The sequence below is a fragment of the Kutzneria sp. CA-103260 genome (assembly GCF_018263855.1).
GTDB lineage: Bacteria > Actinomycetota > Actinomycetes > Mycobacteriales > Pseudonocardiaceae > Kutzneria.
Map to the genome: position 1 here is coordinate 10491193 of NZ_CP073318.1, position 12093 is coordinate 10503285.

The following is a 12093-nucleotide window of genomic DNA, read 5'->3' on the forward strand; positions in this document are numbered from 1 at the left end:
CTGGTCACCGGGCGCCAGGGAACATCCGGGTTGATTCACTCGTTCGCCTTGGGCGTACGAGGCGAGAAGTCGGTGCCACCGGGGGTGCCGTCTGGGTAACGTGGTCGGTACGGGCCCGGCTGGAAGGAGGCGCGCGATGACAGTGCTGCTTCGCGAGGCGATCGGTGATCGGCTTCGCCACACTCGCACCACTCAACACCGCACGCTGCGTGAGGTGTCCCGCTCCGCACGGGTCAGCCTGGGCTACCTGTCCGAGGTGGAACGCGGCCGCAAGGAAGCCTCCAGCGAGTTGCTGGCGGCCATCTGCGACGCACTGGACCTGCCCATGGCCGATCTGCTGCACACAGTCGCCTCCGACATGAGCGCGCTGGCCGCGGTCGCGAACGCGCCCACCGCGCAGGACGCCGCCAAGCCGCGCGAGACGGCGGGCGCCCCCTACGAGGGCGGCCGGCTGCTCGGCGAGTCGGTCGGCGACCAGCTCAGCGACATCCGGCTCCAGCCGGCGCTCACGCACCGGCTGCCCACCCTCACCCCGCCGCGGGGAGAGGTCGTGGTCGCCGCCTAGGAACGGGAGGAGGCGCTCCACCCTGGACGAGTTCGAGCTGGTGGCGTTGCTGGCGGTGCTCGTGCTGCTGGCCATCGCCGCCGGATCGTTGCTGGTGCTGACCAGGCGCAGGCCCGTCGCCCGGACGGGCCCGCCGATCCGGGAGCGCCCGCACGACGTCGTCTGGGTGGACCGCGCCGAACTCGCGGTCGGCGAGCTGAGCGGCCGCCCGTGCCGCGACGACGCCGAGGACGTGCTGGCCGAGCTGCGCGCCGCCGCGGCCGAGGTCGAGACGATCAGCCGCGCACTGGCGGCGCTGCGCGCCTCTCGGCTGCGCCGGACCCGAGACCAGTTGGCCACCAGGCTGGCCGCCGACGCGGGCGGCGGCTCGGAGCTGAGCGCCGCCCACCGCGCGGTGTGTGATCGGCTGGCTACCGTGGAGCGACTCAGGGCGACCAGGGACGCCCTGACGACGCGCATGCACGCGTGCGTCACCGGGTTGGAACGAGTTCGTGATTCGCAGCACGTCGTCGGCCCGGTTCCGGGCGTTGAGCTGGTCGAACTGCGGGCCAACCTGGCCGAGGTGCGGGTGCTGGCGGCTCGACTGCCGGACATTACCGCTCAGGGGCGACCCTGATATTCGGTGGTGTCGGTGGTAGCGGCCCAGCTCACCTGACACGATGGAACCCGCACCGCCACCGGCTCGTTGGCCTGGTCGCGGCGTTCTCGCACATCCAGGAGTTAGCAGAAGGCAGGCGGAGGAGATGGCCAACCCTTTCGTGAAGGCTTGGAAGTACCTGATGGCGGCGTTCTCCGCCAAGATTGACGAGAACGCCGATCCGAAGGTGCAGATCCAACAGGCCATCGAGGAGGCTCAGAAGCAGCACCAGGCGCTGTCCCAGCAGGCCGCCGCGGTGATCGGCAACCAGCGGCAGCTGGAGATGAAGCTGAACCGGCAGCTGGGCGAGGTGGAGAAGCTCCAGGCGTCGGCCCGGCAGTCGCTGGTGCTGGCCGACGAGTCCCGGTCCAAGGGCGACGAGGCCAAGGCGACCCAGTTCGAGCAGGCCGCGCAGTCCTTCGCCACCCAGCTGGTCACCGCCGAGCAGAACATCGAGGACCTCAAGACCCTGCACGACCAGGCCCTGCAGGCCGCCTCGCAGGCCAAGACGGCCGTCGAGCGCAACTCGATGATGCTGCAGCAGAAGCTGGCCGAGCGGACCAAGCTGCTCAGCCAGCTGGAGCAGGCCAAGATGCAGGAGCAGGTGTCCAAGTCGCTCAACCAGATGAGCGAGCTGGCCGCCCCCGGCAACGTGCCGTCGCTGGACGAGGTCCGGGACAAGATCGAGAAGCGGTACTCGACCGCCCTCGGCTCGGCCGAACTGGCCAGCAACTCGGTGCAGGGCCGCATGCTGGAGGTCCAGGCGTCCACCACCGAGATGGCCGGCAACGCCCGGCTGGAGCAGATCCGCGCCTCGCTGCGCGGCGGCTCGGTGGCCGGCGAGGTCACCAGTGGCGCGTCCGCGCCGGCCGCCACCCCGGCGGCCAACATCCAGGCCGAGATCGCGCAGCGGGTCGCGCAGGAGAAGCAGTCCTGAGGCTGAACACGGGGGAGTAGGGCGATGGCGGCCGGACCGCGCAGGCGCGACCTGGGCGAGCTGATCAAGCTCGGCCAGTCCGTGAGCGAACAGCTGCGCGGCCCGGTCGCCGACACCGTCCGCAACAAGGTGCACGGCTGGCGCGATCCGCGCGCCCGGCTGCTGCGCCGCCGTCGCCGGGCCAAGAAGGCGACCATCGCCTGGTCCGGCGCCACCGTGCTGACCGGCGCGTGGGTCGGCGTCGACGCCGTGCATGCCGAGCTGTTCAGCACCATCGGCGGCTTCACCGCGATGGCGGTCACCGCCGCGTTCCTGTTCTGCACCACCGGGTCCGTGCGCAAGCTGGTCGAGCTGCACCGCCAGCCGCTGCCCGCGGCCCTGCCGCCGCCGGTGCGGCTGCCCCCGGCCGGGTCCGCCGCCCGGGAGCCCATGCGCCGGCTGGCCGAGGCCGAGGCCAGCCTGGCCGAGCTGCTCGTCCAGCTCGGCACGCCGCGGCCCGGCGGGCTCGCCCCGCTGCCGGCCGAGTCGCTGGCCCACGCCCAGGAGTCCGCCACCGAGGCCGCCACCGCGCTGCGCGCCGTCGCCGCCCAGCTGTCGGCCGTGGAACGGGCCCGCTCCATCGCGCCGCTTTCCCAGCGCGGCCCCCTCGACCAGGGCGTCGTCGAACTCAGCCGCCGGCTCAACGAGGGCTTGGACGGCTACGTCGCCCTCATCGGCACCGCCGGCCAGGCCGTCATCGCCAGCAGCTCCGCCTCCCCCAACGAGGCCCTGCTCGACGCCAGCGACCGCCTCTCTGGCCTGGCCTCGGCGCTCCGCGAACTCGCCGGCCCCGACAGCCTCTCCTGAGCTGCCCCTTTCCCGCATGAAGGGCCCCTTCCTCGCGTTCAACGTCAGGAAGGGGCCCTTCATGACGTCAGCCGGCGGGCGGGGCCTGCTTGCCCTGTCGGCCCAGCTCCGACTGCCCGGCTGATCTTCGCTCGGGCGGACGTGCTGCCCGAACCGGCTCCGCCGACCGGGGCTGAACCATTGCGCCGTTCGGGCGCTTAGCCGACACGATCTCGCGATCTATGACTCCATGTGACAGATCCGGCGGCGCAGCGTGGGGGGCGGTGGAGATTCTTCGAGCAAACGTGTGATTATCACTTTGTTATCTAGCCGAGACCGCTACCCGGCGTGGCAGGATCGTGCGAGGCAGTGCAGCCAGGCCCTTGGGCAAGCCGGACCTTTCGGGGAGGTCGGACGTGGCGTTGTGGACCGTGCACGGCGACGGTCGCCGTGTGACGGACGGCGAGGTGGTGGCCCCCGAGGAGCGGCTGAGCTGGCCGCTGACCGCCGGGTTCGGCCTCCAGCACGTCGCGGCCATGTTCGGCGCCACCGTACTGGTCCCGGCCAGCACCGGTTTCCCGGTGGCCACCACACTGCTGTTCTCCGGTCTCGGCACGCTGCTGTTCCTGCTGGTCACCCGCAACCGGATCCCCAGCTACCTGGGCTCCTCGTTCGCGTTCATCTCGCCGCTGGCCGCCTCCCGGCTGGAGGGCCTGCCGGCGCAGCTCGGCGGCGTGCTCGCGGTCGGCGTGCTGCTGGTGTTCGTGGGCATCGCGGTCAAGGCGCTGGGCGTGCGGCTGCTGGAGTCGCTGATGCCGCCGGTGGTCACCGGCGCGGTGGTGATGCTGATCGGGCTCAACCTGGCCCCGACGGCCACCCACAACTTCCAGAGCCAGCCCGGGCTGGCGGTGTTCACGCTGGCGGTCATCCTGCTCTGCGGGGTGCTCGGCCGCGGCCTGCTGTCCCGGGCCTCGGTGCTGGTCGGCATGCTCTCCGGCTGGCTGGCCGCGGCGCTGTTCGGCGGCATCGACTCGGACCGCCTCGACGCTCTCGCCAACGCCGCCTGGTTCGGCTTCCCCCAGCTGACCGCGCCGGAGCTGCGTCCCAACGTGGTGCTCACCGTGCTGCCGGTCGTGGTGGTGCTGGTCGCGGAGAACGTCGGCCACGTCAAGGCGGTCGCCGCGGTGACCGGCCGCAACCTGGACGGCAACGTCGGCGACGCGCTGATCGCCAACGGACTGTCCACCGCGCTGGCCGGCGTCGGCGGCGGCTCCGGCACCACGACCTACGCCGAGAACATCGGCGTGATGACCGCCACCAGGGTCTACTCGACCGCCGCCTACGCGGTGGCCGCGGTGTGCGCGATCGGGCTGTCTTTCTGCCCGAAATTCGGCACGCTGCTCAACACGATGCCGACCGGAGTTCTCGGCGGCGCGATGTTGCTGCTGTACGGACTGATCGCCTTGGTCGGTGTGCGGATCTGGCTGGACAATCGTGTCGACCTGCTCAACCCGGTCAATCTGATGATCGCGGGGGCGGCGCTGGTGGCCGGGGTCGGCAACCTCACCGTGCCGATCGGCGGCGTCGCGTTGGGTGGCATCGCCTGGGGCTCACTGCTCATCGTGGTCGGGCATCCCCTGCTCCGAACGCTGCACACGGCCCGTCGCCAAGTGTGATCGGTTCTGTTAAAAACACCGATCACATTGAAAATCTCCCTGTTTCCTCAGCTTCTGCTCAGGGTTAGCCTTCCTGCTACCCGAGGGGGAGGGCTGCGGGACCCATTCCCTGTCGGGGGCTGAAATCTACCTCCGTGACTGTTTGTCGCGGGGACTTCAGAAGGGGCCGAATTCGTGCGAAGAACACCTGCGCTGCTGCTCGCGCTGGCGATGACCGGGGCTGGCATGGCCAGCCTCGTGCCGTCCGCCGCCGCGGCCGGCCAGTCCGCCATCCCGGACTCGCACCCGACCTGGGCCAGCCCGAACGCCAAGGTCGGCGACGCCGACACGGCGAGCAAGCTGACCTTCCGGGTCTACCTGAAGCTGGCCGACCAGGCCGGTCTCGAGGCGGCGGCCAACGCCGTGTCCGACCCGAGCAGCCCGTCCTACCGCAAGTTCCTCAGCACCGACCAGGTGCGCTCCCGCTTCGCGCCGACCGCGGGCGCGGTCGCCGCGGTGCGCAACTGGCTGACCCAGGCCGGCTTCGCCGCCGGCGAGGTGCCGGCCAACAACGCCTACGTCGAGGCCTCCGGCACCGTCGACCAGGTGCAGAAGGCGTTCGGCGTCACCCTGGGCGAGTACAAGGTCAAGGGCCAGACCCTGCGCTCCCAGGACCGCAACCTGACGGTTCCGGCCACGGTCGCGCAGTACGTCTCCGGCGTGATCAACATCGACCAGGCCGCCGCGCTGCTCAAGCCGTCCCACGTGGGCGCGGCCGGCGACGCCACGCCCGACGCGGTCGCCCAGCCGAAGGCGACGTCCCCGGCGGTGGCCCCGCCGCCGGCCGCGTTCGTCAACGCCGGTCCGTGCTCGGACTACTTCGGCCAGAAGACCGACACCACCGACCCGGCCTACGGCGGCCAGCAGCTGCCGTACGCGGTCTGCGGCTACACCCCGTCCCAGCTGCGCTCGGCCAGCCAGCTCGACCTGGCCGCCCGCGCCGGCCTCGACGGCCGCGGCGTGACCGTCGCCATCGTGGACGCCTTCGCCTCGCCGACGCTGTACGCCGACGCGGCCGAGTACGCCCAGCGGCACGACCCGTCGCACCCGCTGACCAAGGGCCAGTACAGCCAGATCGTCTACCCGCCGACGCCGGGCTCCGAGGACCCCTCGCAGTGCGACGCCTCCGGCTGGTACGGCGAGCAGAGCCTGGACGTCGAGGCAGTGCACGCCATGGCCCCGGCCGCGAAGATCCTCTACGTGGGCGGTGCCGACTGCTCCGACGTGGGTCTGGACAAGGCGCTGAACACGATCGTGGCCAAGAACCTGGCCCAGATCGTCTCCAACTCCTACGGCGACACCGGCGAGGACATCCCGGCCGACGAGGTGCAGGCGTTCCAGACCATCGCCATCCAGGCGGCGGCCGAGGGCATCGGCGTGTACTTCTCCTCCGGCGACAACGGTGACGAGAGCCACCGCCTGCCGGCCCCGTCCGCGGACTTCTCCGCCTCCAGCCCGTGGGTGACCGCCGTCGGCGGCACCAGCCTGGGCATCGGCAAGGACGGCCGCAAGACGCTGGAGACCGGCTGGTCCACCGGCAAGTCCACGCTCACCAGCGGCGCGTGGAGCCCGGCCGCCCCGGGCGCCTGGCTGTACGGCGCGGGCGGCGGCACCTCGGTGCTGTTCCCGGAGCCCAACTACCAGAAGGGTGTCGTGCCGGACGCGCTGGCCAAGCAGAACCAGACCGGCAACAACCGCGGCCGCGTCGTGCCGGACATCTCCATGGACGCCGACCCGACCACCGGCATGCTGATCGGCCTGCACCAGACCTTCCCCGACGGCACCGTGAAGTACAGCGAGTACCGCATCGGCGGCACGTCGCTCGCGTCGCCGCTGATGGCCGGTCTGATGGCCGTCGCCGACCAGCTCGGCGGCCGGCACGGGTTCATCAACCCGTGGCTGTACAAGGCGCTGGCGCACACCCCCGCGGTGAGCGACGTCAAGCCGGTCACCGGCGCCGGTGAGGTCCGCGTGGACTACGCCAACGGCATCGACGACGCCAACGGCTTCATCCGCACGGTCCGCTCGTTCAACCACACGGGCCAGACCATCCAGACCACCCGTGGCTACGACAACGTCACCGGCGTGGGCACGCCCAACGGCCTGCTCTTCCTGGGCCTGATCTAGTAGCTCGACACACGTGTGGCGCCTGCCCGATTCTCCCGGGGCAGGCGCCACACGCGTTTGTCAAGCCCTTGTTGTTTGGAAAGGACCATTCCACGCGTTCAACGTGCGAAATGGTCCTTTCACGCAGCTGTGGGAGCTCAGCGCAGGGAGCGGTTGATGCGGCGGATCAGGCCGGGGCCCTCGTAGATGAAGCCGGTGTAGACCTGCACGAGGTCCGCGCCGGCGTCGATCATGCGCTGGGCCGAGTCGGGGTCGAAGATGCCGCCGACTCCGATGATCGGCAGGCGGCCGCCGGTTTCCTTGTGCACCAGGCGAACCACCTCCAGCGCCCGGCCGGCCAGGGGGCGTCCGGACAGGCCGCCGGCCTGCGCGGCCTTGGCCTGGTCGGCGGGGGCGAGGCCGTCGCGGCCGAGGGTGGTGTTGGTGGCGATCACGCCGCTGATCTCGTGCTCGCCGCAGACCTCCAGCAGCTCTCCGATGGCGCTGTCGGTCAGGTCGGGGGCGATCTTGACCAGCAGCGGCCGGTTGCCCTCGTTCTCCTCCTGCACGCCGGCCAGCAGCTCGTTGAGCGCGGCCCGGTCCTGCAGCGAGCGTAGGCCGGGGGTGTTGGGGGAGCTGATGTTCACGGCGAAGTAGTCGCCGTGCGGGCCGAGCACCCGCATCGAGTGCCGGTAGTCCTCGACGGCCCGTTCCACCGGCGTGACCTTGGACTTGCCGAGGCTGATGCCCAGCGGCACGCTCAGCGGCCCGAGCCGGGACAGCCGATCGGCAAGCGCTTGCGCGCCCCGGTTGTTGAAGCCCATCCGGTTGATCACGGCTTCACTGTCGGGCAGCCGGAACAGCCGCGGCCGGTCGTTGCCGGGCTGGGCGTGCCGGGTGACCGTGCCGACCTCGACGAAGCCGAAGCCCAGCGCCGGCCACGCGGGCAGGGCGACGCCGTCCTTGTCCATGCCGGCGGCCAGCCCGACCGGGTTGGGGAAGTGCACGCCGAACACCGTGCGCGGCGCGACCACGCCGTACCGGGCCCGGAGCGCCGAGAGCACCGGCGGCATCCCGGCGACCCGCCGCAGCACGCCCATCGTGCGCTCGTGGGCCACTTCGGGGTCGCCCCCGCCGAACCGGAACAACGTCCTGCGCACCAGCTGCTTGTACACCACGACCCCTATCGTGCCTGGTCACGGGCCGTGCACGGACAGCGACCACCGGTGGTGTGACGCAGCCGACGCCCGGAGTAGCCTAGATCGTCGTGACCGGGGGAGTGCACAACGAGTTCAGTGGCCGCGCCGACTACATCGTCCAATGCCGCGACCTCTACGTGAACACGGGCGAGGAAGCGCCGGTCCCCCGCATGTTTACCGCGCCGGAGCCGCTGGTCGACCGGCGCGACCAGGTGCGCGATTACGGCGACGCCCCGGGGATCGTGCTCTACGGCTCGCCCGGTGTGGGTAAGACCTGGCTGGCCCGGCGGCTGCTGTTCCGCCCGGAGGGCCGCCTGCTGCATGCCACGCTCGGTGCCACCGACCCGGAGCTGGTGCTGGAGGATCTGCTGATCCTGCTGGGGGTCAAGGGTTTCAACCTGCCCCGCACGCTGACCGGCAAGGTCGGGCTGTTCCGCACGGTCACCGAGGCCAACCCGGTGGGACTGCTGCTGGACGACGCCGTGACCGCCGCGCAGGTGGAGAATCTGTTGCCCGGCGGCGAGAGCCGGGTCGTGGTCACCAGCCACCGGCCGCTGAGCGGCCTCGGCCTGCTGCCAGTGCCGCTGGCCGAGTTCGACGACGAGCACGCCTACGAGCTGCTGGGGGTGCGCAACGCGAAGCTGATCAAGGTGTGCGGCCGGCTGCCGGAGGCACTGTCGGTGCTCGGCCGGGTGATCGCCGACAACCGGCTGACGGAACGCCAGGCGGAGCGCAAACTGTCGGATGGCAGTGCTGTGCTCAAGCTGTTGGCCAGGGAAGGCAGGGCGATCTTCGAAGTGTCGTACCAGAGTCTGCCGCCCGCGGCGGCGCGTCTGTACCGGCTGCTGGCCATGCATCCCGGCGCCGACTTCGCCGGCGAGCTGGCCGGGGCGCTGGATCCCGACGGCGAGGACCTGCTTGACACGTTGGAGGACGCGAACCTGCTGCGGGCCGCGCACGGCGACCGCTACTCGTTCAACCCGCTCGCCCTCGGGCACGCCCTGCAGCAGCTGCACCGCACCGACAGTGCGGCCGAGCAGTTGGAAGCGCTGCAAGCCATGGTGTGGTGGTACGTGGATCGGGCGATCGCCGCGGACAAGGTGATCTCGCCACGGCGGTGGCGGCTGAGCGAGCGGTACCGGGACGTGCCGGCCTTCGCGGGCGACGAGGCCGAGGCGATGGACCTGCTGGAGCCGGACCGCGCCAACTTCGTGCAGGTGGTGACCGCGGCGTACGAGTCCGAAATGGACGATGCGGTGCTGGCGCTGGCGGAAGCGTTGTGGGGCCTGCACTTCGGCCGCAAACTGTACACCGACTGGAAGACCGTCAACGAGGTCGCGGTCCGGGCGGCGCGGCGGCGGGAGGATCCCCGGGCCGAGGCGCGGATGCATTGCCAGCTCGGGTTCCGCCACTACGAGCTGGACGATTTCGCCACTGCCAGGGAGGAGTTCGCCGCGGCGGTCGCGGTGGAGCCGGCCGACCACCACCAGGGACTGGCCACCGACCTGGAGTCGCTGGCGTTGGCGCACTACAGTCTCGGCGAGTTCGCGGCGGCGCTGGACTGCGTCGAACGGGCGATTCCGCTGGCCTCCCAGGACCAGCAGCGGGCGCTGCTCGGCCACCATCGGGCCCGCTTCCTGTCCGCGCTGGGCCGCTACGACGAGGCGTTCGCCGGTCTCGGCGAGGCGCTGAAGCACATGCAGGGCGTGGGCGATCAGTACAACGAGGCCCGGGTGCTGACCAGCATCGGCGAGACGTTCCTGCGGACCGGCGAGCCGGCCAGAGCCGCCGCCGAGCTCGAACGTGCGCTCCAGGTGATGGTGGCGAGGCGCCGGATGTTCCAGGAGGCCGTTGTCCGCGGCCTGCTCAGCCAGGCCCACGAGCAGTTGGGCGACCGGGAAGCGGCGCTGGCCGAGGCCCGGAAGGCGCACGCCATCCTGCACGTGTTGGAGCATCCGCGCGAACCCGTTGCCCGGCAACGGGTCGACGACCTCAGCTGACGGTCACCCGCGCCGCGGCCAGCTCCGACAGGGGGCGGCCGGCGAGGTGCCAGGCGTACGCGGCCGAGGCCAGCACCGTCGGGTCCGGGCCGGTCAGGCGGACCGTGCCGGCGTCGCGAACGTCGGCTACGCAGGCGGTTCCGTCGATCTCGGCGACGACCCGCGCGCCCGGGTGCCGGCCGGAACCGATGACCACATCGGCCAGGTTGACCCAGTGAGTGTCCATTGAGGACTCGAAGGCGACGAGGTGGGAGTCGGCGGGCTCCCATTTGGTGCCGAGCGTGACGGCCGCGGGCAGCCGAGTGACGTGCACGGTGTCGCCCTCGACGACGGCCTGCACGACGAGCGCGCCATCGGTGGGATAGGGCTCGACCGGCGCCGGCGGGGGAACTGCCAGCACGGCCGGTTCGCGCGCCGGCTCGTCGATGTCGAGAATGTCGTAGCAGACGGATCGTAGGCGCAGCAACGCCTTGCCGGGGTGGGAGGTGGTCAGCTCGGTCACCGCGCCGAAGTCCACCGGCCGCCGGATCGCCGCGTCGACCTGCGCCGCCGCCGGAATGTCGTCGGCCAGCGCGGGAGCGACTGCCCCGAGCTGACCGACCGGCGAGGACGGGTCGACGGCATCCTCGGGAAACTGGCCCAGCAGCACCGGAATCCCCAGCGCGGCCCCGTAGAACGTGGTCGAGCCATGGTCGCCGAGCACGCAGTCTGCGGCGACCAGGGCCGCCCGCCAGCCGTCCATCGGCGGCACCACCATCAACCCGGACCGCATCGCCTCCGCCAGCCAGCTGCGGACCTGCCAGGCGCCGTGGCCGTGCCAGATGTTCGGGTGCAGCACGGCGACCACCCGGTGCGAGTCGACCGGGAGCTCCGCGACGATCCGGGAGAACAGCTCCGGCCGGGCCCCGAACAGCGAGTTGACGCCCCAGGTCGAGCTGATCACGACCAGCCGCTGGCCGTCACCGACGCCGAGGGCCGCCCGGTAGGCCGCCCGCCAGGGCCGGCTGGCCAGCAGTCGGTCGAAGCACGGATCCCCGGCCACCACGGCGTTTTCCACCGCCGGCGGGCAGGATCGGGCGAGCCGGGCCAGCTGCTCGTCGTGGGTGAGCACGAACGCCTCGGCGATGGGCTCGCCGTCCCGCAGCAACTGCTCCGCGCCCAGGCCGAACGAGGCTCGCGGCCATCGCTCGGCGTCCAGCCCGGTCGACGTCTCGCCCCCGCTGCTCGGCCCGATCGAGTTCTTGTCTCCCGTCGACCGCACTTCGCCCGGCCCGGCGGTCGCCCCCGCACGTCGCGAGTCGCTTTTCGCTTTTCGCTTTTCGCTTTTCGCTTTTCGGGGCGAGTATTTATTGTAGCCAGTTCCGTGGCCGACGATGACCAATGGGGCCAGCAGTTCGTGCAGGTCACCGCCCTGGCTGGCGGAGATCGCGAGATCGAACGGCAGCTGCACGGCCTGTTCCCACGGCACGAAAACGCCGCCCACAGCGGCGATCGCCGCCGGCACGCCGTCGATGAACGGCGAGGACCGCGTCCAGGTGAACACCACCTGCACCCGTGGATCCGCCTCGAACACCGCGAGCACGTCCAGCAGCCGGGTCAGCGCCGTGACGTTGTGCACGACGGCCAGCACCTGGCGTTGGGCGGCCACGGTGCGCCAGGTCGGCGCGTGCGGGCCGACGGGCACCCGCACCCAGGGTGGTTCGACCACGTCGGTCAGGGCCGGTGGTCGTGAATGCCGCCCTTGATCTTGCCCACCTGGAACATGGTCCCGGTCACGTTGCCGGTGAAGGTGTTGGTGATGACGTCGCCGCCGTTGGTGACCGTGATCTCCGCCCTGGCCGTCTCCCACAGCGTGCGCAGTTCGGCGCCGAACCCGGGATCCGCCTGCTCGGCGTTGTCCAGCACCTGAGCCAGCATGTCGACGACTGCCTCGTTGTCCGGGGCCTTCCGCGCGGACGCCAGCACGAGCTCGGCGTTGCGGTCGTTGGCGAACTTCTCTTTCACCCGCTGCACGAGTTGGCCGAGAGCTTTCGCACCGGCGGGCACGACCTCTTTGGCCACCGCGCCGGCTATCGAGACCAGGATCGGATCCATGCCACGCCTCCTCAC

General features: G+C 71.2%; 10 protein-coding genes. 7 read left to right on the forward strand and 3 right to left on the reverse strand.

Annotation, left to right across the window (positions count from 1 at the left end; all coding sequences use genetic code 11):
* The first annotated feature begins 136 nt into the window (after window positions 1-136).
* From JJ691_RS47145 to JJ691_RS47170, 6 genes are all read left to right on the forward strand, one after another.
* The gene (locus JJ691_RS47145; protein ID WP_211765880.1) at window positions 137-565 is read left to right on the forward strand and encodes a helix-turn-helix domain-containing protein; all 429 of its coding nucleotides are present in this window, start codon (window positions 137-139) and stop codon (window positions 563-565) included.
* 40 nt (window positions 566-605) lie between these two features.
* On the forward strand, window positions 606-1181 hold the full coding sequence (locus JJ691_RS47150; RefSeq protein WP_211765881.1) for a hypothetical protein: 576 nt from the start codon (window positions 606-608) through the stop codon (window positions 1179-1181).
* A gap of 127 nt (window positions 1182-1308) precedes the next feature.
* Window positions 1309-2139 (forward strand): PspA/IM30 family protein, encoded by an 831-nt coding sequence (locus tag JJ691_RS47155; RefSeq protein WP_211765882.1) that lies wholly within the window; start codon window positions 1309-1311, stop codon window positions 2137-2139.
* 24 nt (window positions 2140-2163) lie between these two features.
* The gene (gene pspM, locus JJ691_RS47160) at window positions 2164-2985 is read left to right on the forward strand and encodes a phage shock envelope stress response protein PspM (protein ID WP_211765883.1); all 822 of its coding nucleotides are present in this window, start codon (window positions 2164-2166) and stop codon (window positions 2983-2985) included.
* Window positions 2986-3380: 395 nt separating this feature from the next.
* Window positions 3381-4640, forward strand: coding sequence for a uracil-xanthine permease family protein (locus JJ691_RS47165; RefSeq protein ID WP_211765884.1), 1260 nt, complete (start codon window positions 3381-3383; stop codon window positions 4638-4640).
* A gap of 174 nt (window positions 4641-4814) precedes the next feature.
* Entirely contained in the window at window positions 4815-6806 is a 1992-nt protein-coding gene (locus JJ691_RS47170; RefSeq protein ID WP_211765885.1) for a S53 family peptidase, read from the forward strand.
* A 137-nt stretch (window positions 6807-6943) separates the two neighbouring features.
* Here the strand turns inward: JJ691_RS47170 and JJ691_RS47175 are convergent, their stop codons facing one another.
* Complete coding sequence (locus JJ691_RS47175) at window positions 6944-7963, reverse strand: quinone-dependent dihydroorotate dehydrogenase (protein ID WP_211765886.1); 1020 nt, start codon at window positions 7961-7963, stop codon at window positions 6944-6946.
* An 89-nt stretch (window positions 7964-8052) separates the two neighbouring features.
* Between JJ691_RS47175 and JJ691_RS47180 the strand changes: the two genes are divergently transcribed.
* Complete coding sequence (locus tag JJ691_RS47180; protein ID WP_211765887.1) at window positions 8053-9984, forward strand: tetratricopeptide repeat protein; 1932 nt, start codon at window positions 8053-8055, stop codon at window positions 9982-9984.
* On the opposite strand, the gene JJ691_RS47185 is transcribed toward JJ691_RS47180, so the two are convergent.
* On the reverse strand, window positions 9977-11692 hold the full coding sequence (locus JJ691_RS47185) for a hypothetical protein (RefSeq protein WP_211765888.1): 1716 nt from the start codon (window positions 11690-11692) through the stop codon (window positions 9977-9979). The genes JJ691_RS47180 and JJ691_RS47185 overlap by 8 nt on opposite strands.
* A 5-nt stretch (window positions 11693-11697) precedes the next feature.
* Window positions 11698-12078 carry a hypothetical protein gene (locus JJ691_RS47190; RefSeq protein WP_211765889.1) on the reverse strand — a complete coding sequence of 127 codons (381 nt, stop codon included), beginning with the start codon at window positions 12076-12078 and terminating at the stop codon, window positions 11698-11700.
* Window positions 12079-12093: the final 15 nt, after the last annotated feature.

Excerpts from the sequence above, each read along its gene's own strand:
- JJ691_RS47190 (WP_211765889.1), bottom strand. The coding sequence starts at position 12,078 with ATGGATCCGATCCTGGTCTCGATAGCCGGCGCGGTGGCCAAAGAGGTC.
- pspM (WP_211765883.1), top strand. The coding sequence starts at position 2,164 with ATGGCGGCCGGACCGCGCAGGCGCGACCTGGGCGAGCTGATCAAGCTC.
- JJ691_RS47155 (WP_211765882.1), top strand. The coding sequence starts at position 1,309 with ATGGCCAACCCTTTCGTGAAGGCTTGGAAGTACCTGATGGCGGCGTTC.
- JJ691_RS47145 (WP_211765880.1), top strand. The coding sequence starts at position 137 with ATGACAGTGCTGCTTCGCGAGGCGATCGGTGATCGGCTTCGCCACACT.